General features: G+C 46.6%; 17 protein-coding genes. 6 read left to right on the top strand and 11 right to left on the bottom strand.

Going from position 1 to position 21,743, the window contains the following annotated elements; all coding sequences use genetic code 11:
- The first annotated feature begins 77 nt into the window (after window positions 1-77).
- Window positions 78-821, top strand: a complete 744-nt coding sequence (locus Xbed_RS00675; RefSeq protein WP_244182373.1) for a 4'-phosphopantetheinyl transferase family protein — start codon at window positions 78-80, stop codon at window positions 819-821.
- Between the two features lie 28 nt (window positions 822-849).
- Here the strand turns inward: Xbed_RS00675 and Xbed_RS00680 are convergent, their stop codons facing one another.
- Window positions 850-1,242 carry a nuclear transport factor 2 family protein gene (locus Xbed_RS00680; protein ID WP_086111030.1) on the bottom strand — a complete coding sequence of 131 codons (393 nt, stop codon included), beginning with the start codon at window positions 1,240-1,242 and terminating at the stop codon, window positions 850-852.
- The gene (locus Xbed_RS00685) at window positions 1,242-2,621 is read right to left on the bottom strand and encodes an MFS transporter (protein ID WP_086111031.1); all 1,380 of its coding nucleotides are present in this window, start codon (window positions 2,619-2,621) and stop codon (window positions 1,242-1,244) included. The genes Xbed_RS00680 and Xbed_RS00685 overlap by 1 nt, the downstream gene beginning before the upstream one ends.
- A gap of 127 nt (window positions 2,622-2,748) precedes the next feature.
- Between Xbed_RS00685 and Xbed_RS00690 the strand changes: the two genes are divergently transcribed.
- Entirely contained in the window at window positions 2,749-3,660 is a 912-nt protein-coding gene (locus tag Xbed_RS00690; protein ID WP_086111032.1) for a LysR family transcriptional regulator, read from the top strand.
- Window positions 3,661-3,731: 71 nt separating this feature from the next.
- On the opposite strand, the gene speB is transcribed toward Xbed_RS00690, so the two are convergent.
- Both speB and speA read right to left on the bottom strand, forming a co-directional pair.
- Window positions 3,732-4,658 (bottom strand): agmatinase, encoded by a 927-nt coding sequence (speB, locus tag Xbed_RS00695; protein ID WP_086111033.1) that lies wholly within the window; start codon window positions 4,656-4,658, stop codon window positions 3,732-3,734.
- Window positions 4,659-4,783: 125 nt separating this feature from the next.
- Window positions 4,784-6,694, bottom strand: a complete 1,911-nt coding sequence (speA, locus tag Xbed_RS00700; RefSeq protein ID WP_086111034.1) for a biosynthetic arginine decarboxylase — start codon at window positions 6,692-6,694, stop codon at window positions 4,784-4,786.
- Window positions 6,695-7,348: 654 nt separating this feature from the next.
- Between speA and metK the strand changes: the two genes are divergently transcribed.
- Both metK and Xbed_RS00710 read left to right on the top strand, forming a co-directional pair.
- Entirely contained in the window at window positions 7,349-8,503 is a 1,155-nt protein-coding gene (gene metK / locus Xbed_RS00705; RefSeq protein ID WP_086111035.1) for a methionine adenosyltransferase, read from the top strand.
- Between the two features lie 153 nt (window positions 8,504-8,656).
- Window positions 8,657-9,166, top strand: a complete 510-nt coding sequence (locus tag Xbed_RS00710) for a SprT family zinc-dependent metalloprotease (RefSeq protein ID WP_086111036.1) — start codon at window positions 8,657-8,659, stop codon at window positions 9,164-9,166.
- 75 nt (window positions 9,167-9,241) lie between these two features.
- Here the strand turns inward: Xbed_RS00710 and Xbed_RS00715 are convergent, their stop codons facing one another.
- Complete coding sequence (locus Xbed_RS00715) at window positions 9,242-9,589, bottom strand: DUF6694 family lipoprotein (RefSeq protein WP_086111037.1); 348 nt, start codon at window positions 9,587-9,589, stop codon at window positions 9,242-9,244.
- A 250-nt stretch (window positions 9,590-9,839) separates the two neighbouring features.
- Between Xbed_RS00715 and Xbed_RS00720 the strand changes: the two genes are divergently transcribed.
- Entirely contained in the window at window positions 9,840-10,973 is a 1,134-nt protein-coding gene (locus Xbed_RS00720) for an ABC transporter substrate-binding protein (protein WP_086111038.1), read from the top strand.
- Window positions 10,974-11,025: 52 nt separating this feature from the next.
- Here the strand turns inward: Xbed_RS00720 and Xbed_RS00725 are convergent, their stop codons facing one another.
- Window positions 11,026-11,766 carry a sulfite exporter TauE/SafE family protein gene (locus Xbed_RS00725; RefSeq protein ID WP_086111039.1) on the bottom strand — a complete coding sequence of 247 codons (741 nt, stop codon included), beginning with the start codon at window positions 11,764-11,766 and terminating at the stop codon, window positions 11,026-11,028.
- A gap of 374 nt (window positions 11,767-12,140) precedes the next feature.
- Here Xbed_RS00725 and Xbed_RS00730 point away from each other — a divergent pair, with 374 nt between their 5' ends.
- A complete protein-coding gene (locus tag Xbed_RS00730; protein ID WP_086111040.1) occupies window positions 12,141-13,625 on the top strand; it encodes an aldehyde dehydrogenase family protein in 1,485 nt (494 codons plus the stop codon).
- A 51-nt stretch (window positions 13,626-13,676) separates the two neighbouring features.
- On the opposite strand, the gene Xbed_RS00735 is transcribed toward Xbed_RS00730, so the two are convergent.
- From Xbed_RS00735 to relA, 5 genes are all read right to left on the bottom strand, one after another.
- Window positions 13,677-15,062 (bottom strand): SLC13 family permease, encoded by a 1,386-nt coding sequence (locus Xbed_RS00735; RefSeq protein WP_086111041.1) that lies wholly within the window; start codon window positions 15,060-15,062, stop codon window positions 13,677-13,679.
- Window positions 15,063-15,414: 352 nt separating this feature from the next.
- Window positions 15,415-16,716 (bottom strand): phosphopyruvate hydratase, encoded by a 1,302-nt coding sequence (gene eno, locus Xbed_RS00740; protein WP_086111042.1) that lies wholly within the window; start codon window positions 16,714-16,716, stop codon window positions 15,415-15,417.
- 84 nt (window positions 16,717-16,800) lie between these two features.
- A complete protein-coding gene (pyrG, locus tag Xbed_RS00745; RefSeq protein ID WP_086111043.1) occupies window positions 16,801-18,438 on the bottom strand; it encodes a glutamine hydrolyzing CTP synthase in 1,638 nt (545 codons plus the stop codon).
- Between the two features lie 267 nt (window positions 18,439-18,705).
- A complete protein-coding gene (mazG, locus tag Xbed_RS00750; protein WP_086111044.1) occupies window positions 18,706-19,491 on the bottom strand; it encodes a nucleoside triphosphate pyrophosphohydrolase in 786 nt (261 codons plus the stop codon).
- A gap of 15 nt (window positions 19,492-19,506) precedes the next feature.
- Entirely contained in the window at window positions 19,507-21,741 is a 2,235-nt protein-coding gene (gene relA / locus Xbed_RS00755; RefSeq protein ID WP_086111045.1) for a GTP diphosphokinase, read from the bottom strand.
- Window positions 21,742-21,743 lie beyond the last annotated feature (2 nt).

Below are 21,743 nucleotides of genomic sequence, written 5' to 3' on the forward strand. Positions count from 1 at the left end.
TGAACAAAAACCAAAATCAGGCAATAATCATTTTCACATGCTCTACTACCGATAATCACAACTCATAATAAAAGCCAATGATGAAAAAAATTACGTTTACCCCTGCCCAGATGACCACCACTAATGACAATTTTTTCAATGAAATACAAACAGGGATACTGTCAGGGTGTCCTGATATTCCAATCATGCTGACCTACTTTGATCCGGTTTGCTATCGGGATAGCTTATTTGATGAATATGGCATTGCCTACCCAGACAAATTACAGAATGCCGTCAATAAACGGCGGGCGGAATATCTGGCCGCCCGCTATTGCACTCAACACGTTTTAAACCATCTGGGTTACCCCGGCTTTCAGGTCACCAATGCTCAAGATCGTTCCCCAATCTGGCCTGATAATATTTGTGGTTCCATCTCCCATTCCACCCACTGCGCCATTGCATTTGCCGCTTCCTGCGATCAATACCGAATGATCGGCGTGGATATCGAACAAGAGATTAAATCAGAGACCATCGAGAGCATTGCAGGCAGCATCATCAATGACCATGAAGCGGCATTACTGACTGAATGTGCATTACCTTTCGAACAGGCATTTACCCTTGCGTTCTCCCTCAAAGAAAGTCTGTTTAAAGCACTGTATCCCCATGTCAAATGCTTCTTTGATTTCCACGCGGCTGAGATAACGTCAATCGATGGTGATGATCGCACAATGAAGATTAAGCTGTTGAAAACATTATCTGATGAGTCTCGGGCGGGGGCGCAATTTTCTGGCAACTTTGCCCTGATGCCCCGGCAACAAGTGCTGACGTATATTGTCGGCTGATATGCTTCGCCCGCAAGAATTTGAATTTTCACAAGGGAAGCGATGTTTCATGCAGATGACGCCATATCACCTGATTCTCTTTCCCTAATTCAAACACGACGGTCGAAAAGCGCAATGTCGCATCCTGATCAGGAAGCTGCTGTCGCTCCTGATAAGTCACCGTGGCTCCTACTGAACTTGCGGAAATCACTTGCATGTTTTCGATTTCAATTTCCAACCCAGCTTTTGCGCCACACTGAGTGCTGAAGAATGCCCTGAGCGCCTTGTAGTCTAGCTGACCTCCACCTGGCGTCACCATAGAATACGCCGGACTAAAACGAGCCAGTAAGTTTTCACACACGTCTTTGGACGTGCTGGCATCTCCTAACCAGCGGCGAATCAGTTCATGCGCATCTAATACTTCCTGAAAATAACGATTCATTACTTCTCCTGATTTAGCGTAAGGATCACGTTGCGGTTGGCTATCCGAAGACAAATTAAAACGGGAATGATGACGCTGCTGGCAGCGAATACAAAGCACAGGTGATAGGCTTGATTTTGGGGAATGCCCGAACTATTAAGTAGTACGTTGAGTAATAGACTGATCAGCGTGACCCCGAAACAAAAACTCACCTGGCGGTTAATGTTCCATAACGCGCTGGCATCAGCCAGTTCGGGATTTTTTATATATATAAAGGCTGAGCTTTGTGCTGTACTACTGCATAGACTCCCCCCGAAACCCATCAAGGCGTATGCAGATACTGTCAATATGACGTCACTCGCGCTGCTAATCAGGACCAATAGTCCAATCCCCACGCCTTGTACCAGACAGCCTGTGATAAATAGAGGCCGGGGCCCTAAGCGATTGAACGTCTTGCCAGTCAGGCTGATAGCCGTAAAGGATGCCAGAGCCCAAGGTATCATCATTGCGCCAACGTGGGTTGCGTGCATACCAAGCTGGTTCTGTAGATAAAGCATGGCAACCAGACTGACCCCGGTAAAAATGCCGGGGATGAATTGATAGATTAGCATTGCCGTTCTCAGCATCGGCTCCTTAACTAACCGAAGGTTGAGTAACGGCTCTGTTTTACGTAAAGAGCGGCGCACATACCACATCATCAATGCGATGCCAGCAACGAACATCAACGTACCTTGACTCAAATATTGGGTTTCACCCATGTATGTCAGTCCCAACAGAATGAGGGTTAACGCTGAACAGGCGGTAATTAGGCCGCTTACATCAAGTCGTTCTGTGGATGTTGTTTGAATGTCTTGTTTCAACCAGCAACCGGCCAGTATCAATGCCACGAATGCCAGGGGCAAGCTGGCCCAAAATACCCAGCGCCAGTTGACACTGTCAACAAGAATACCGCCGATGACCGGGGACAACGCTGGCGCCATCAGACCTACTAACATCACTGCAGCAGACAGCCTCGCCCTTTCGTGGCGACGGTAGAGCAAATAGGTCATTGTCTGCCCAATCGGAATCAATAATCCTCCCCCCAATCCCTGCACCCATCTCCAGCCAATGAGGTTTTCCACTGAAGAGGCACTGCCAACCCCAAATGTGCCGATGATGAAAATGACGAGTGAAAGCATAAATAGACGCTTTGATCCGAGGCGTTTTGCTAGCCAGCTACTCATTGGAATGACCAGAGTAAGCCCTAGAATATAACCGCTACTCACCCATGCCAGTTGACTAACCGGCACATTGAAGTGCCGACCAATGTCAGGATAGGCAACATTGGCGATGAACATGTTGATCAGATCGATAAAGAATCCCAGCAGATAAACGCTGGCTACACGCATCCTATAAGTCATCATTTTTCCATTAAAAATAGTCTAGAGCGCGCAGCCTAACGTAATAAAAGTAAAGTATAAATCGACGTTTATCCGTTATACTGTCAAAATAATTTTGACAATTATTGTCTCCAATAAAGGAACGCCCATGTTAAACATGCAGCGACTTGAGATATTTGTGGCGGTTGTAGAAGCCAGAAGTTTTACCGTTGCAGCTCAGACGCTGGGGCTGACCAAAGCTGTTGTGAGTTTTAATATTAAGCAACTTGAGGAACAGTTGGGAGTTTCATTGCTCACCCGCAGCACCAGACAAGTTACCGTAACCGATACTGGCGAGCGTTTTTATCAGCGATGTTTACAGCTTCTTCAACATGCCGAGAAAGTTCTGGACGATGTTCGCAGTGACCATTCCGGTCTCGATGGTATTCTCCGAATTACCACTACCCCGGAATATGGATCGCGTGTAGTCGTTCCCGCCCTCTCTGCGTTCGCTGCCATTCATTCGAAATTACGCATTCAACACGTTGCCTCATCAAAAAATGATGACCTGATTTCTGGACGTTTTGATGTGGCAATTCGCTTAGGTCATCTAACCGATTCTACTCACCATGCAAAGCTCATTGACCGGTTCAACATTTTACCTGTTGCCTCTAAAGACTATCTAAAGCGACATCATGGCAATGCGATCGTTGATTTAGAGCAACTTCAATGCGCGCGATGGATCGCACACAGCCGCCTCACGACGCCTTTAAGTTGGCAAGTTCTGACGCCTGAGGGGAATCACATACTTTTCAAAGCGAACACTTCCCCCATGCTAATGGCGGATAGCGCCGCTTCGCTTTTAGCATTTGCTCTTAGTGGTGCAGGCGTAGCCTTGCTACCGGCCTGGTTGGTGCGGGAAGATATCGTCAATGGGCGTTTAATCCAATTACTTCCCCATTACCGCTTTCCCCGACAAGGAATTTATGCTCTCTATCCCAATACCCGCCATGTACCCGAGAAAGTACGTACATTTATCGACTTTTTACAACAACGGCTTGAAACATCAGGGACTATTTGATCTTTCAGGAATTATCGGGTTTTTCACCATACCCCTCACCCGCGCTGGGCGAAGGGTGACGGCGGTTTTTGCTAAACCTCTTTCTTAGAAGCCTGCAAATACAGCAATTCCAGCCCAATCGTGGCGGCGGCCAGCGCCGTAATTTCGGATTGATCATAAGCCGGAGCCACTTCCACCACGTCCATTCCGACGATATTCAGCGGTTGCAAGCCACGCACGATTTTCAATGCGCGATCAGAGGTCAATCCACCCATCACCGGCGTCCCCGTCCCCGGTGCAAATGCCGGATCAAGGCAATCAATATCGAATGTCAGGTAAATCGGCAAGTCACCCACCACCGTTTTGATTTGCTCAATCACCTCATCCACACCGAGATCATTGACCTGCCCTGCATCCAACACCGTGAAACCATTACCCGTATCATGTTCAGTGCGGATACCAATTTGTACTGAATGATGGGGATCTATCAGCCCTTCATTTGGCGCATGGTAAAACATCGTACCATGATCAAATTGACTGCCATTGGGATACGTATCCGTATGGGCATCAAAATGGATCAGCGCCATTTTGCCGAAATGTTTCGCATGGGCACGCAACAGCGGCAAAGTGACGAAATGATCACCACCGAAAGACAACATGCGCTTGCCCGATGCCAGCACCTTTTCAGCATGTGCCTGCAACTTATCGCTCATGTCCTGGGCATCACCGAAGTTAAACACCAGATCACCGCAATCCACCACATTCAGGCGCTTGCGCAAACTAAAGTTCCACGGCCAACGGCTGCTTTCCCACGCCAGATGAGTCGATACCTGACGAATGGCCGCAGGCCCGTGGCGACTGCCCGCGCGTCCCGAAGTGGCCATATCAAAAGGAACGCCGGTAATGACCCATTCCGCATCACTGGCATAGGGTTGGAAGTTTAATGGAAAACGCAGGAAACCGAAGGCATTTGAAACCAACGAGTTATCAATTTGGTTTCCTAAAGAGCTAATACTCATGATATATCCTCAAAAGTCCCATACCGGCTTATTACCCCTGTCCAAGATTGACAAGATTCAATCATTGGCGGTAACAAGGCGGTAACAAGTAGTACGGGGGCTTGTTTATTTAGGTTAATGACTAATCAGAATGACTCATCTTCCAAATAGGTGTAACCATACAGCCCATTTTCAAACTCTTGCAGGAATTGTTCCTGTAGATTTTCATCCAGATCCGTCGATTTCACCTGATCACGGAAGCGGGTCAGCAATACCTGCGGCTCCAGTTTGACATATTGGAGCATATTGGCGACAGAATCACCTTCTTCGCTCTGCTGATAGGTTGCTTCGCCTTTCTCTGAAACATACACATCAATGGCGGCCGTATCACCAAACAAGTTATGCATGTTGCCCAGAATTTCCTGATACGCCCCAATCATAAAGAAACCAATCAATGGCGGGCTTTCGGGATCATAAGCCGGCATTGGCATGGTGGTCGCCACCCCATCGCCATCAACATAATGATCAATCGTACCATCAGAATCACAGGTGATATCCAACAGAACAGCACGACGATCCAGCGGCTTATCCAAACCCTCAATCGGCAGGACCGGAAAGAGCTGATCGATCCCCCACGCATCCGGCATCGACTGAAACAACGAGAAATTCACGTAAAGTTTGTCTGCCATGCGCTCCTGCAATTCATCAATGATCGGACGATGGGCCCGGTTGCTGGGGTCAAGATCCTGCTGAATGTGGCGGCAGATATTTAAATACAGTTCTTCCGCCCATGCCCGCTCCGATAAATTCAACATACCGTGGGCATATTGAGTATGGACATCATGCAGGTCAAACTGGCTGTCATGCAGCGACTCACGCAGGGAGCGGCGGCTGCCGTCAGATTGCATCTCCAACCATGTTTCCCACAGGCTGGTCAGCGGGCGGGTGGCATTTTCTGCCGGCGGTGTTGTGCCAGTAAATTCATTACGTTCCACCCCAATCACATTGGAGACCAGAACGGTATGGTGGGCGGTCAGTGCGCGACCAGACTCCGTAATGACGGTTGGGTGAGGCAAGCCATGCTCGGCACACGCATCACCAATCCCCCAAATAACGTTATTCGCGTATTCATTCAAGCCATAGTTAACCGAGCATTCTGACTGAGAGCGGGTGCCTTCATAATCAACCCCCAAACCACCGCCAACATCGAAGCACTGGATATTGACGCCCAATTTAGAAAGTTCGACATAAAAACGGGCTGATTCACGCACGCCGGTGGCAACATCACGGATATTCGCCAATTGGGAACCCAAATGGAAATGCAGGAGCTGCAAACTGTCCAGATGCCCTGCCGAACGCAGAATTTCAACCAGTTGCAATACCTGTGCCGCCGCCAAACCAAACTTGGATTTTTCACCGCCACTGGCCTGCCATTTGCCCGACCCCTGAGAGGCCAGGCGCGCCCGTACTCCCAAACGAGGGATGACATTGAGACGCTTGGCTTCTTCCAGCACCATCTCAATTTCAGACATCTTCTCGATAACCAGATACACTTTGTGCCCCAGCTTTTCACCGATCAGTGCCAGACGAACATATTCACGATCTTTGTAACCATTACAGACAATCACCGTGCCGGTCATGCCCGCGTGCGCCAATACTGCCATTAATTCCGCTTTGGAGCCGGCCTCCAATCCAACAGGTTCATCCGCGTTTGCCAGTGTTTCAATCACACGGCGTTGCTGATTGACCTTGATCGGATACACCAGAAAATAATCCCCTTGATAACCATAAGATTCACGCGCACGTTTGAAGGCTGCATTAATCGAACGCAAACGATGCTGCAAAATCTGGGGAAAACAAAACAGTGCGGGTAAGCGCAATTGTTCTTTTTCTTCCTGAACTCTCTTCACCAAATCGGCGAGGTCAATGTTGGCTTCCGGTAAATCAGGGTTTGGACAAACACTGACATTGCCCAGATCATTGACATAGTAATAGCTGCCGCCCCAGTATGCGATGTTGTAGGTTTGTCGCATTTTGCGAGCGATATTATCATTCATGGCAGTCTCCTTTATGGAGTCGAGATTTGCCTTCACCCGTCAATCACCCAAGACACTATTTTATCGTGCGTATCTTGCGCATTAAACAATGTCAGGGAACAGCATGCTCTAAAATTATAGGAACGTTTAGAAGGAACTAAACAATATATTTACTGTGTGACGATATGATGCCAACCCGATATTGCCTGTTTGCCTATAGGCTGCGGGTAACATCGAAATGAATTCGTATCTGAAAGGAAAGAACAGGATGTGGATACATCAATGGCATAATGTGGCTGTTGGCCGTTCGTTATCAGCAAATAATGGTTCATAACCCCATTCACCCCACATGGCTCACCCAACGGAAGCCGTTTCTCAATTGAGAAGCAGGACACACGCATATCTCCTGCAAACGCCCGTAACTTCAAGTGTAAAAATCACTCATGTTACGCGCGCAGTTTATACCTGTAATCCAATAAAATTGCAAAATGAAATTGATGTGGCCGGGTTCCGATAAATCCATCGTTTTCAGTCACGAGAAGTAAAATGTCACACCATGAAAGACATTTAAAATTAAAAAAACTGGTATCCTTAACCATAGTGCCTTAACATAGCCATCTAGATGGTAAAACATCCGCCCTTAATCCAAGATTATATTTAAGGTAATCAAATATAATGACTACACATCTTTTTACTTCTGAATCTGTTTCAGAAGGACATCCAGACAAAATTGCCGATCAAATTTCCGATGCCGTCCTTGATGCGATCTTAGAACAAGATCCCAAGGCACGTGTCGCTTGCGAAACTTATGTTAAAACCGGCATGGTCATGGTTGGTGGCGAAATTACTACCAGCGCTTGGGTTGATATTGAAGAAATTACTCGCCGTACAGTACGTGAAATCGGTTATACCAGCTCAGATATGGGCTTTGATGCCAACTCCTGTGCCGTGATCAGTGCAATTGGTAAACAATCGCCTGATATCAATCAGGGGGTTGACCGAGCCGATCCGCTGGAACAAGGTGCCGGTGATCAGGGTTTGATGTTTGGTTATGCGACCAATGAAACTGATGTTCTCATGCCCGCACCGATCACTTATGCACACCGTTTGGTTGAGCGTCAGGCTGAAGTCCGTAAAAACGGCACCCTGCCGTGGCTACGCCCTGATGCCAAAAGTCAGGTCACATTCCAGTACGATAACGGCAAAATCGTCGGTATTGATGCGGTAGTGCTTTCTACCCAGCACGCCGAAGATATCGATCAAAAAGTGCTGCAAGAAGCCGTGATGGATGAAATTATCAAGCCTGTACTGCCGGCTGAATGGCTGACGTCAATGACCAAATATTTCATCAATCCAACAGGTCGTTTCGTGATTGGTGGCCCAATGGGTGACTGTGGTCTGACTGGCCGCAAGATCATTGTAGATACCTACGGTGGTATGGCGCGTCATGGTGGTGGGGCATTCTCAGGTAAAGATCCCTCCAAAGTTGACCGCTCTGCTGCCTATGCCGCGCGTTATGTTGCTAAAAACATTGTTGCCGCCGGTCTGGCTGATCGCTGTGAAATTCAGGTGTCTTATGCCATCGGTGTTGCAGAGCCAACCTCCATCATGGTGGAAACATTTGGTACAGAGAAAGTCTCCACTGCAACGCTGACCCAATTAGTGCGTGAATTCTTTGACCTGCGTCCTTACGGTCTGATTAAGATGCTGGATCTTCTGCATCCAATTTATCGTGACACGGCGGCATACGGTCATTTTGGTCGTGAACAATTCCCGTGGGAAGCGACGGATAAAGCAGAACTTCTCCGTTCAGCCGCAGGATTGAAATAACGCTTTGCTCATTGGTGAAACCCGCAAATATCATGCGGGTTTTTATAGATAGCTATCTACTTATCAAAACTTGAAAGCTGGATTAACACAATAAGTGCAATCAAATCGCTATTGAAGATCCATTCAATATTGAAAATAGACTATGTAGCCGTGATGAAATCCGTTAGCGTACCCCTTTCCTTACAGCAAGCTGTTATGCGTACCCTGCGACACAAATTGGCACTGGCCAGTGATTTTCTACAACAAACGTTTCCTGAACCTGACGTAACCTATCGGCAGCGAGGCACAATTGCAGGCTGCGCCCGACTGCAAGATTGGGAAATTCGCCTGAATCCGATTTTGTTGATCGAAAACCAGCAAGCCTTCATTGATGAAGTGATCCCCCATGAACTTGCTCACTTATTGGCTTATCATCAGTTTGGCAAGGTGGCGCCACACGGAAAAGAGTGGCGTTTCCTTATGGAAAGGGTGTTTAAAATACCCGCCAACCGAACACATCAATTTTCTGTGAATTCTGTCCGCAGTAAAATATTCATTTACTCTTGTCACTGCCAGCAACATGAATTGACAATAAGGCAACACAATAAAGTCCTTCGAGGAAAAAGTTGCTACGTTTGTCGGCAATGTGGGGAGAAATTAGCGCTGTTGGATAAATATAGCTAAAAAGTGCCCCTGAATCCGAGCACCTTATTTAAAAAATTCTAATCAATATCACCCTGTGGGGGCGACGTAATACCATTATCTATTGATTATGTTAGTTGCTTTAATCTTTTCGGCTTCTTCAATGATCTGATCGGCAGTTTTACCATGCAGGGATTGATAAAATTTCTGCTCTAACTTTTGCATATCCCCATATTTTATATTGCCATTTTCGTTATCCTTGAATAGCTCATCAAAATCGATACTCTTACTCATGGCAGTATTCAATGAATCATCAAATTGTAATTTTTTATCTTCTGATAGCGTATCTCTGATTTTCTCAATGGATGTTTTTACCGCAATTTCGTTGGTGCCATCAATTTTGAGCTGATTATCACACCCAACCAATGCAACACTAAACAAACAAGTAATTAACAATTTTCTCATGCTCAACCCCGCTTATTACCGATGGGGTAATAATAGCAGATAGAGAACCAGTAAGTTGTTTTAATAAAATTTTTATTATTAAATCAGGAATATTTATCATTTTTTTGTTGATTACCTTGCCATATTAGCGATAAGTCGATGTCAAAAAATAAGTCTCTGGATTCTGTTTTTATGTTATATCAGGGAGCCGTCTTTATTCATTCCTCATCAACAGATGGAAATGAAGATAAATTATGAAAAAGGAGAAAAGATGCCTTCGATTCATTATGCCGTAAAATATTTTCTGTCCATATTATTAATATCATTACCGATATATGCTCAGGCAGAGGAAATTACCGTCAAAGATGTTGCCGGGCGCACCGTTACCGTCAATGCGCCCATTGAACGCGCTATGCTGGCGGATAGTCGGGTGCTTATAGCCCTAAATATTTTGCATCCCTCAGAACCCCTTAAAGGTATTGTCGCGTGGGATAACGCGCTGGAGAAAAAGGCACCTGATCTGGCCACCGCCTATGAAAAGAAGTTCCCTCAGTTAAGGAAAATACCGATCTTCCTTAATCCTTATACCAGTGATTTCAGTGTCGAAAAAGCCATGACTTATCATCCCGACTTGGTTATTTTCGATATTGGTTTGAAGCCCAAACTGGATAGCAGTAATACGATTAACTTATTGGAAAAAACCGGTATTCCGGTTATTTTCATCGACTTCCGCCAACGTCCTCTATCCAATACGGTTCCCAGCATGAAATTATTGGGGAAAGTCTTCAAACAAGAAGAAAATGCCAATAAGTTCATTCAGTTTTATGAAAACCGCCTGTCCATGATTAATAAGCGTATTGCCACCTTATCCGCTAAACAAATTCCTGACGTTTTTATTGAGCGTCATGCCGGTATGTTAGGTGAAGATTGTTGCAATACCTTTGGCACCAATAGTTTTGGCGAGTTTGTTGCTACTGCGGGTGGCAATAATATGGGTAGCACATGGTTTTCGGGTATGGGAGGAAAAATTAATGAGGAACAATTACTGACGACCAATCCCGATTATTATCTGATGACAGCGGCAGATTGGGATACTGTCCATTCAAACAGCCAATCTGTTCCATTAGGTTATACCGGAGAACCGGCAACAGCCGAGAAACGTTTCCAGAAATTGCTGTCCCGCCCAAAACTGAAAGTGCTGAAATCGTATCAAGAGAAACATGTCATGGCGGTTTATCATCAATATTATGACACGCCATTCAATATTATTGCGCTAGAGGCGATTGCGAAATGGTTACATCCTAATCTCTTTAAGGATATTGATCCTCACGCAGATAATATTTATGTTCATCAGACATTCACGGCACTTGATGGCGGCGGTGTTTTCTGGATAACAGCCAAATAATATCTTCTTCATTCAAAACCCACGGAATTTCTCTGTGGGTTTTTCTTAATAGCTATACCAAAGCGCGTATAGCCTGAGTTGCTGACATTACCGCTAATACCCCCAATATCACAAGGACAAGCCTGCGGAAATGCAGCGGGCTAATCCGGGTTCTCAAACGAGTGCCAATAATGAGAGACAGCAGTGATAACGCCGTTAATACGAGTATTATCCATAAGTATTCCGAAGAAAACAGTTGGAAGGCTTCTTGATGCAGCACCGCTAATTGACTGATTTTACCCAGCAAAAAACACAAATTTGCTGCCCGTGCAATTTCATGATGATTTTGACTCATTGCCAACAGGCACATGATCAATATCGGTGACATAGCATTGGTCGCCCCGCCAATAATGCCTGCCACCAAACCCAATGATGCCAGAACGATTGCATTCTCTGGCAAGCGCTGATGGCTGCGACGAAGACTACTGATGATATAAAAAGCAATAACCCCACTCATCAGTAACTGCAAATAAGCCGGATTAACCAAGAACAAAAGTTTGGCGCCGATAAAGCTACCTAACAATGAAAACAGGGCCAGTAAACTGTATTTACGCAAGAGAAAACCGATTTTTCCGCCAGAAGCCACACTCCAGACATTGATCAGCAGTGTTGGCCATAATGCCAGGATCACCGCTTCTTTTAATGGCATAAACAAACTGAGCGAAGCGGTACTGGCAATAGGAAAACCAATACCGCTGATGCCGTGCAACAACGCAGCCATGATAAATAACAATGCTAATACCGTCGTATTCAAGATAGTGACCTTTTAGAGAAATTTATTCTTCATTTTAAATATTTTCATTCAATCCAAATGGCGTTTTTTTATTGGTCAACTCATTAAAAAAAGTGGTTAATTACAAGTACCTATTTAATTTAAAGGGATAATTAACATCTAAAACTGTAATTTGCATTTATTATCGCAATATATTTAGGATGTTTTATTAAACCGCTCCCTCTTCTTTGCTGACTTATTGTTTCAATAAGGAATTAATTTTTATCTCTCTCATTTGTTAACACAGATATTTTATATTTCGTTTCAATTTTGTTAGAAAATCAAGAGGTAATCTAATAATAACGTGGAAATTTATGTCCTAGCATACAAAAACCAACGTACCCGGAGAAAATAGAATGAAAAAGCTACATGATATTGCGAAAGAATTGTTGCCGGCTAAATCTTATAAGATGTTGATTAATGGAGAGTGGGTCGACAGTGTTTCAAAAAATACGCTGCAAAGCTATAACCCCGCAACCGGTGAATGGTTAACAGAATATGCCGCAGGTAATGCCGAAGATGTCGGGCTTGCCGTCAACGCTGCCCAAAAAGCCCTGCCAACATGGGGTAAAACCTCTGCCGCAGAACGGCAATCTCTGTTACTGAAAATTGCGGATTTACTGGAAGCAGAAGCGGAGCGCTTTAGCGTTCTTGAAACATTAGATGCAGGTAAGACTCTGGCACTATGCCGCAATTTTGATATTCCTTTTTCCATTGATCATTTCCGCTATTTTGCCGGGGTTATCCGTGCCCACTCTGATACCAGCGATGTTATCGATAACGAGACGCTCAGTTTAGTGATCAGGGAACCAATTGGCGTAATCGGGCAGATTATTCCGTGGAATTTCCCGTTATTGATGGCGGCCTGGAAAATCGCCCCTGCCCTTGCGGCCGGAAATACGATTGTCATCAATCCTGCCAGCCTGACCCCAATCACTCTGCTTGAACTAGGGCGCATCATGAATCAAGTTTTGCCCCCGGGTGTTGTCAATATTGTCACGGGACGTGGCTCCATCGTCGGACAAGCGATCCTTGACCATCAAGGCATTAACAAGGTGGCTTTTACCGGCTCAACAGAAATCGGTTACAACGTCGCCGCCGCCGCAGCGAAAAGACTTATTCCTGCAACACTGGAATTAGGCGGTAAATCTGCCAATATCGTTTTCCCTGATGCCAATCTGAAAAAGGCCGTCAAATACGCGGCCAACGCCATTTTGCTCAATCAAGGACAAGCCTGTGAATCCGGTGCCCGCCTGTTCCTGCACAAAGAGATCCACGATGAGTTCCTGCAATCACTGAAAAGGGTATTTGAATCCGTCAACGTGGGTGATCCGATGCTGATTGAAACGGAGATGGGCAGCCAGGTCAGTGAAGAGCAGATGAATACCATTTTAGGTTATATCGATCTGGCAAAACAGGAAGGCGCAACCATTTTAACGGGCGGAAAACGCATGACAGGCGAAGGATACGATGATGGATTCTTCATCCAGCCGACGATCCTGACCCATGTCACCAATAACATGCGGGTTGCACAGGAAGAAATTTTCGGGCCAGTGCTGTGTGTCATTCCATTCAGCCATGAAGAAGACGTCGTCGAAATGGCCAATGATTCCGAATATGGCTTGGCGGGGGCTGTCTGGACCCAGGATATTAACCGCGCCCTTCGTGTCGCCAAGGCGGTAAAAACGGGCCGGATGTGGATTAATACCTACCACGAGCTACCTGCTCATGCGCCTTTCGGTGGCTATAAGAAATCCGGGCTTGGGCGTGAAACCCACAAGATGATGCTGGATGCTTACACTGAAGTGAAAAACATTTATATCAGTACCAAAGAAGAGTAAAAACAATCGCCACCCTGACAGGTGGCGATTTTCATCATTTTTATCCCATCATTACAGCCAGAAAAACCACGCAACCGCCGAAATAATGGCAATACAGGCCAGATTCAGCACGATACCGACTCTGACCATTTCTACTTGTTTGATATAACCAGAACCATAGACAATCGCATTAGGAGGTGTTGCCACAGGCAGCATAAATGCACAGGATGCGCCGATACCAATGATCATGGTTAAGACCATGACGGGCATTCCCAATGCTTCTGCAACCGTGGCAAAAATAGGCACCAATAATGCTGCACTCGCCGTGTTACTGGTGAACTCAGTCAGGAAGATAATAAACGCTGCAATCGCAATGATGATCACAAACCAAGGGCTGGTGCCAAACGTCGCCGCCATGCCATTCGCCATCACTTCACTGGCACCGGAATTTTTCAGGACAGCACTCAATGTCAGCCCCCCACCGAACAGCATCAACACGCCCCATTCCGTGTTGTTTTGAATCTGTGACCATGTTGATACGCCCGTAATACCAATCAGAATCGCAGCACTCACCGCAATAATCGTATCCAGATCTTTTACACCGCCAAGTGCATCACTGATCACTGAACTAAAAAGCCAGCACATTACGGTTAACAGGAAAATAATCATGGCAATCAATCGCTTACCATTCCATTCCAAATACTCAAGTTCCAGATCAAACTTGTGATTGAGATTGGGGCGCAGCATGATGTACATCACTCCCACCATGACAGGCAACAGGATGATCACCATCGGCACGCCATATTTCATCCATGTGATGAAATCCATGCCCAATTGAGCCGCTGCGATGGCATTCGGAGGACTCCCCACCAACGTACCCAAACCCCCAATACTGGCACTATATGCCACTCCCAGCAGTACGAATACAAAGGTATTACGCTCAGAGCGGACATCCAGATTAGCCAGAATACCGAGAACCAGTGGCAACATCATTGCGGCAGTCGCCGTATTGCTGATCCACATAGAAAGTAGTGCAGTAATACCAAATATCAGCAATACCGCCACAGACAAACGCCCACGGGCAATCACCAGAAGACGGTTAGCGATTAATCTGTCCAGACCTTGGATATGTAGCGCTGTCGCCAGTGCAAAGCCACCGAAAAACAAAAAGATAATCGGGTTCGCAAAAGATTTCAGCGCGTCACCGGTATTCATTAACCCCATTCCAACCGCCAGAATGGGAATACACAGTGCAGTGATCGTAACGTGAATGGCTTCGGTCAACCATAACACACCAACAAATGCCATCAGTGCCAGACCCGCGTTGGCTTTTTCTCCATAAGGCAAAAACTTAAGCAGTACCACAAGCAAGATGATATCCAGCGCAAGAATAATTAAGCCTCTTTTATTTGAGGGTGTAGGCCCAATCGCTGGGGTTAAAGATTCAGAAGCGTCCATGAAGACTCCATAAAACAATGAAACATAAATCTGTAATGTAAAAAGAATTATTGATGAATCATTGCCATAAATGTTAAAGAATTACATTACATGTGAAATAATAAGGAGTATCAACGAGGAAGAAAATACGAGTTATGTAATTTTGGGATCTACTACGCGGGATTTGATTAATTATTGAGTGGTCGCTCGGAATTTATACTTAAATTCTGTTGCCACATCACATTTTCAGATTGTAACCGTTTGAATAATCACCATAGTAAATAAATTTAATGACATTAAAAATGGCGAAAGAGTTTAACCCCTTTCGCCAAAACATAAATATTATTTACTTTTTATCCGGATCAACCGGCAATTATGCCTGACCTTTGACTTCTTTCAGACCGTTGAAAGGCGCACGGTTACCCAGCGCTTCTTCGATACGGATCAGCTGATTGTATTTAGCAACACGGTCAGAGCGGCTCATAGAACCCGTTTTGATTTGACCCGCTGCAGTACCCACCGCCAAATCAGCAATGGTTGCATCTTCGGTTTCACCAGAACGGTGAGAAATAACCGCAGTGTAACCTGCATCTTTTGCCATCTTAATCGCAGCCAGAGTTTCAGTCAGAGAACCGATCTGGTTGAATTTGATCAGGATGGAGTTTGCAATGCCTTTTTCGATGCCTTCTTTCAGGATCTTGGTGTTGGTGACGAACAGGTCGTCACCGACTAACTGGATTTTGTTACCCAATACTTTCGTCTGGTAAGCAAAACCGTCCCAATCAGATTCGTTCAGGCCATCTTCGATGGAAACGATTGGATACTCTTTGGTCAGACCTTCCAGATAGTGGGTGAATTCCTGAGAGGTAAAGGTCTTGCCTTCGCCTTTCAGTTCATAATTGCCGGTTTCTTCGTTATAGAATTCGGAAGCGGCGCAGTCCATAGCCAGAGTCACGTCTTTACCCAGTACGTAACCCGCTTTTTCAACGGCTTCTTTGATAGCGGCCAGTGCTGCTGCGTTGGATTCCAGGTTTGGCGCATAGCCACCTTCATCACCTACCGCCGTACTCATGCCTTTGGCTTTCAGCACTTTTGCCAGATTGTGGAAGACTTCAGAACCGATGCGCACGGCTTCTTTCAGGGTGCCTGCGCCAATTGGCTGGATCATGAATTCCTGAATATCGACGTTGTTGTCAGCATGCTCACCACCGTTGATGATGTTCATCATTGGCAGCGGCATAGAGAATTGACCCGGAGTCCCATTCAGCTCCGCAATGTGCTCGTACAGAGGCATACCTTTCGCTGCCGCTGCTGCTTTGGCGCTCGCGAGGGAAACCGCCAAAATCGCGTTAGCACCGAAGTTAGATTTGTTTTCAGTGCCATCCAGCTCGATCATGATCTTATCAATATTAGCCTGATCTTTCGCATCCTGACCAGCCAGAGCCTGTGCGATTGGGCCATTAACGGCAGAAATGGCTTTCAGTACACCTTTACCCATAAAGCGGGATTTATCACCATCACGCAGTTCCAGCGCTTCGCGGGAACCGGTTGATGCACCTGATGGCGCAGCCGCCAGACCGACAAAGCCCCCTTCCAAATGGACTTCTGCTTCTACAGTCGGGTTGCCACGGGAGTCGATGATTTCACGGCCAAGCACTTTGACGATTTTGGACATTAGGTTTTCCTCAGTACAAGTTAAATTCCGGGCAACGGATTGAAAAAAAGCCAATACTTAAAAATCAACCCATTGCCCCATATCTTATTTCAACTGGCCTTTCTGATATTTACCAGCGGCTTCGACAAAACCGGCAAATAGCGGATGACCATCGCGCGGTGTTGAAGTGAATTCCGGGTGGAACTGACATGCCACGAACCAAGGATGTGCCGGGTTCTCAATGATTTCCACCAACTTGTTATCAATTGAACGGCCAGCAATACGCAAGCCTGCATCTTCAATGCGTTTCAACAATAAATTGTTCACTTCATAACGATGGCGATGACGCTCAACGATGTCATCCTGACCATAAAGGTTACGTACCAGACTATCTTCGGTCAGATGGCACAACTGGCCACCAACACGCATTGTTCCGCCGAGATCGCTCTCTTCGCTACGGACTTCTAAGTTGCCGTTCTCATCACGCCATTCGGTGATCAGAGCAACAATCGGTAATTGACATTCAGGATCAAATTCAGTCGAGTTAGCCCCTGCCAGACCCGCAACGTTACGGGCAAATTCGATCAGAGCCACCTGCATCCCCAGACAAATACCCAAATAAGGGATTTTGTTCTCACGGGCATAACGCGCAGTCATGATCTTGCCTTCGATACCACGACCACCGAAACCACCCGGTACGAGAATCGCATCCAGATCTTTCAGCACTTCAACACCGCGTGTTTCGACATCTTGTGAATCGATCAGCTTAATGTTGACCGTCAGGCGTTTTTTCAGCCCGCCATGTTTCAGTGCTTCAATCACTGATTTATAAGCATCCGGCAGTTCAACATATTTGCCCACCATGCCAATGGTCACTTCACCCGATGGATTGGCTTCTTCATAAATAACCTGTTCCCATTCGGACAGATCCGCTTCCGGGCGTTCAAGGCTGAATCGTTTACAAATATAATCATCTAAGCCCTGAGATTTCAAGAGGCCAGGGATTTTATAAATGGAATCAACATCTTTTAAGGAGATAACCGCTTTCTCTGGTACGTTACAGAAAAGCGCGATTTTTGCACGTTCATTGGCAGGAATGACGCGATCTGAACGGCAGATCAGCACGTCCGGCTGAATACCAATGGACAGCAATTCTTTCACGGAATGCTGGGTCGGCTTAGTTTTCACTTCGCCCGCTGCGGCCATATAAGGCACTAAAGTCAGGTGCATGAACAGCGTGTTTTCACGGCCGACTTCCACCGCCATCTGACGAATGGCTTCGAGGAATGGCAGGGATTCGATATCACCGACAGTACCGCCGATTTCCACCAGCACAACATCATGGCCTTCTGCGCCACGGATGATGCGGTCTTTGATTTCATTGGTGATGTGAGGGATAACCTGAATGGTTGCCCCCAAATAATCGCCACGGCGTTCTTTGCGCAACACTTCAGAATAGACACGGCCAGTGGTGAAATTATTGCGGCGTGTCATTTTGGTTCGGATGAAACGTTCGTAATGACCTAAATCGAGATCAGTTTCAGCGCCGTCCTCGGTAACGAAAACTTCCCCGTGTTGGGTTGGGCTCATTGTGCCTGGATCAACGTTGATGTACGGGTCCAGTTTCATAATGGTGACATTGAGTCCACGGGCTTCGAGTATAGCCGCCAAAGAGGCTGCGGCAATGCCTTTACCCAGAGAGGATACGACCCCGCCGGTCACAAAAATATAATTAGTTTTCATGCTGAACCTGAAAGTTTAGGTTTAAAAGGATGATGAATATAACAGGACGGGAAAGCAGTATACCCTAACCTTAATTTCGCTACAAACCATCTAAACAGTTTAAAGTGCCACACCCTCAGTCATACGGCGAAACAATCGCCCTGCTTTCTCTTTAAATTCATCAAGTTATTAGGGTAAAATTTTTTCACCCGATTCAGGTTATTCAGCCATCGATGCGACATCCTTTTCGCTGTTTCTACGCTGTTTTTTGTTATCGTTGCCTTGCCGCTACGGCTTTTTCACTTGTTGCCACAGGGCTTCCATCTCGTCCAGTGTAGCCGTTTCCAGTGACAAACCTTTGTCGAGGATCAGTTTTTCGACGTTGCGGAAACGATTTTCAAATTTCTGGCAGGCTTTTTGGAGTGCCATCTCCGGTTTATGCCCTAAATGGCGGGATAAGTTAACCACCGAAAACAGCAAATCGCCCAATTCTTCTTCCACGCGGGTGTCATCGACGACCGCCTGTTGCGCTTCATCCATGACTTCATCAATTTCTTCATAGACTTTATCCAATACCGGCCCAAGGGTATCCCAATCAAAACCCACTGAAGCACAGCGTTTCTGGATTTTATCGGCTTTCATCAGTGCCGGCAGGCTGGCAGGAATATCATCCAACACAGAGTGTTGATCTTTTTCTGCCCTTTCTGCGGTTTTACGCTGTTCCCAGCTACCGATCGCTTCTTCACTGCTGATCCCCGCTTGTTGATTGAAGATATGCGGGTGGCGGCGCTCCAGTTTGTCACACACCGCCTCACAGATATCGTCAAAGTCAAATTGTTGCTGCTCCTCGGCCATCCGGGCGTAAAACACGATATGAAACAGCAAATCCCCCAACTCTTCTTTCAGGGCATTGGCATCATTGCGCTCAATCGCATCCAGCACTTCATAAGTTTCTTCCAGCGTGTAAGGCGCAATTGTGGCAGAAGTCTGTACTTTGTCCCAGGGACAACCCTTTTGGGGATGGCGCAATTGCGCCATAATCCCCTTAAGTCGTTCAATAGAAATCGGTTTCATGGTATCCCTCTTTAATCAATTACCGTGCAAACGTCTGGCTTCAATCACATCAGGTAATTGATTGAGCTTCGCCAATACCCGCCCAAGCACTTGTAGGTTGTAAATTTCAATGTTCATATCAATGGTAGCAAGCTGTTGCTTAACATCACTGCGGCTGCTGACCCCCAATACATTCACTTTTTCGTTGGCGAGGATGGTTGTGATATCACGTAATAATCCGCTGCGATCATTGGCGATGACCCGCACCACAAGGGAGTAGCCGCTGGAATAACTTTCCCCCCACACCGCATCAACAATCCGCTCCGGTGAACTGGCTTCCAATTCAGCCAACTGATCACAATCAGCCTGATGGATGGAAATACCGCGCCCGCGTGTAATAAATCCAATGATTTCATCGCCCGGAATCGGCTGGCAGCAACGGGCAATGTGATGCATTAAGTTACCGACACCTTCAACAACGATACGGCCATTATCTCTGGCGGTATTACGTGGTGCATAGGTTTTGTTCTCAAGGGTGCGAAGCGCCTCGCGATCTTCTTCTTCCGCCGTCGTTTTATTGAATTTGCCTTGCAGGAAATTCACCAATTGGTGGATGCGGATATCCCCGACCCCAATGCCCGCCAGCACTTCTTCCAACGAATGAACGTTGTAACGGGCAATCAGCTCTTTCTCGGCTTCCTTGAGGGTGATCCCCAAGTGCGCCAGCTCGTTATCCAGCATTTGGCGACCGGCAATGATGTTTTTATCGCGATCCTGCTTGCGGAACCAATTGTGAATTTTCGCGCGGCCACGGCTGGTCGTCACATAACCCAGGTTAGGATTTAGCCAGTCGCGGCTTGGATTAGGCTGTTTCTGGGTGATGATTTCAATTTGGTCGCCCATCTGGAGCTGATAGCTGAATGGTACGATGCGCCCGCCAATTTTCGCCCCAATGCAGCGATGCCCGACATCACTGTGGATATGATAGGCAAAATCCAACGGCGTGGAGCCGATTGGCAGGTCAATGACATCCCCTTTTGGCGTAAAGACATAAACGCGATCATCAAATACCTGACTGCGGACTTCATCCAGCATTTCGCCGGTATCCGCCATTTCTTCCTGCCATGCAATCAGCTTACGCAGCCATGCAATGCGGCTTTCATAACTGCCGGATTTACCGCCCATGGCGGTGCCTTCTTTGTATTTCCAATGCGCCGCCACCCCAAGCTCAGAGTCATCATGCATCTGACGGGTGCGGATCTGGATTTCAAGGGTTTTGCCATTCGGCCCCAGAACGACAGTATGAATGGACTGATAACCGTTCGGTTTCGGGTTGGCAACATAATCATCAAATTCATCCGGCAAATGACGATAGTGAGTATGCACAATCCCCAACGCCGCGTAGCAATCCTGTAACCGATCGACCACAATCCTCACGGCGCGCACGTCAAACAACTCGTCAAAGCCAAGGGATTTCTTCCGCATTTTGCGCCAGATACTGTAGATATGTTTGGGACGACCGTAAATTTCGGCTCTGACCCCTTCTTTCAGCATGTACTTACGCAGGGTGGTAACGAATTTCTCGATATATTGTTCACGATCAATCCGGCGCTCATGCAGCAGTTTGGCAATTTGCTTATATTCATCAGGATGCAGATAACGGAAGCAGAAATCCTCCAGCTCCCACTTTAACTGCCCGATCCCCAGCCGATTGGCGAGCGGGGCATAGATATTGGAACACTCTTTGGCCGCCAGAACCCGCTCATCTTCACTGGCATCCTTCACTTCCCGCAAATGGGCGATGCGCTCCGCCAGTTTGATGATCACACAGCGAAAATCTTCCACCATCGCCAGTAGCATCCGGCGAACATTATCGACCTGTACCGAACAGGTAGAATCCGTATGAGTGGCTTTCAGTTGGCGAATGGCATCCATTTCCAGTACGCCATTGACCAGATTGGTGATGGACTTGCCAAACGTTTCTGTCACGGTTTCGCTATCGAGTAGCCGGGAATTAAGGATGGGAAAGAGCAGCGCAGCGCGCATACTGTCATTATCCATACTCAATGTGGACAGGATTTCCACCATTTCCACACCGCGCCATAGCAACCGTTCTGCATCGGGGTGATCTTGGACTTTTGCGTGACAGTAATGCCATGTGCCAGCCAGTTTTTCACTGGATTGAGGGTTAGTGATGTTTAAACTCGCGATCCACTTTTCGACAGCAAATTCACCTGCCGGCGTGAGATGCGCACTTCTTACCGCAACCATAA

Origin of the sequence: Xenorhabdus beddingii (assembly GCF_002127545.1) — a bacterium.
In the GTDB taxonomy this organism is placed as follows: domain Bacteria; phylum Pseudomonadota; class Gammaproteobacteria; order Enterobacterales; family Enterobacteriaceae; genus Xenorhabdus; species Xenorhabdus beddingii.

Excerpts from the sequence above, each read along its gene's own strand:
- Xbed_RS00675 (WP_244182373.1), top strand. The coding sequence starts at position 78 with ATGATGAAAAAAATTACGTTTACCCCTGCCCAGATGACCACCACTAAT.
- Xbed_RS00680 (WP_086111030.1), bottom strand. The coding sequence starts at position 1,242 with ATGAATCGTTATTTTCAGGAAGTATTAGATGCGCATGAACTGATTCGC.
- Xbed_RS00685 (WP_086111031.1), bottom strand. The coding sequence starts at position 2,621 with ATGACTTATAGGATGCGTGTAGCCAGCGTTTATCTGCTGGGATTCTTT.
- Xbed_RS00690 (WP_086111032.1), top strand. The coding sequence starts at position 2,749 with ATGTTAAACATGCAGCGACTTGAGATATTTGTGGCGGTTGTAGAAGCC.
- speB (WP_086111033.1), bottom strand. The coding sequence starts at position 4,658 with ATGAGTATTAGCTCTTTAGGAAACCAAATTGATAACTCGTTGGTTTCA.
- speA (WP_086111034.1), bottom strand. The coding sequence starts at position 6,694 with ATGAATGATAATATCGCTCGCAAAATGCGACAAACCTACAACATCGCA.
- metK (WP_086111035.1), top strand. The coding sequence starts at position 7,349 with ATGACTACACATCTTTTTACTTCTGAATCTGTTTCAGAAGGACATCCA.
- Xbed_RS00710 (WP_086111036.1), top strand. The coding sequence starts at position 8,657 with ATGAAATCCGTTAGCGTACCCCTTTCCTTACAGCAAGCTGTTATGCGT.
- Xbed_RS00715 (WP_086111037.1), bottom strand. The coding sequence starts at position 9,589 with ATGAGAAAATTGTTAATTACTTGTTTGTTTAGTGTTGCATTGGTTGGG.
- Xbed_RS00720 (WP_086111038.1), top strand. The coding sequence starts at position 9,840 with ATGCCTTCGATTCATTATGCCGTAAAATATTTTCTGTCCATATTATTA.
- Xbed_RS00730 (WP_086111040.1), top strand. The coding sequence starts at position 12,141 with ATGAAAAAGCTACATGATATTGCGAAAGAATTGTTGCCGGCTAAATCT.
- Xbed_RS00735 (WP_086111041.1), bottom strand. The coding sequence starts at position 15,062 with ATGGACGCTTCTGAATCTTTAACCCCAGCGATTGGGCCTACACCCTCA.
- eno (WP_086111042.1), bottom strand. The coding sequence starts at position 16,716 with ATGTCCAAAATCGTCAAAGTGCTTGGCCGTGAAATCATCGACTCCCGT.
- pyrG (WP_086111043.1), bottom strand. The coding sequence starts at position 18,438 with ATGAAAACTAATTATATTTTTGTGACCGGCGGGGTCGTATCCTCTCTG.
- mazG (WP_086111044.1), bottom strand. The coding sequence starts at position 19,491 with ATGAAACCGATTTCTATTGAACGACTTAAGGGGATTATGGCGCAATTG.
- relA (WP_086111045.1), bottom strand. The coding sequence starts at position 21,741 with ATGGTTGCGGTAAGAAGTGCGCATCTCACGCCGGCAGGTGAATTTGCT.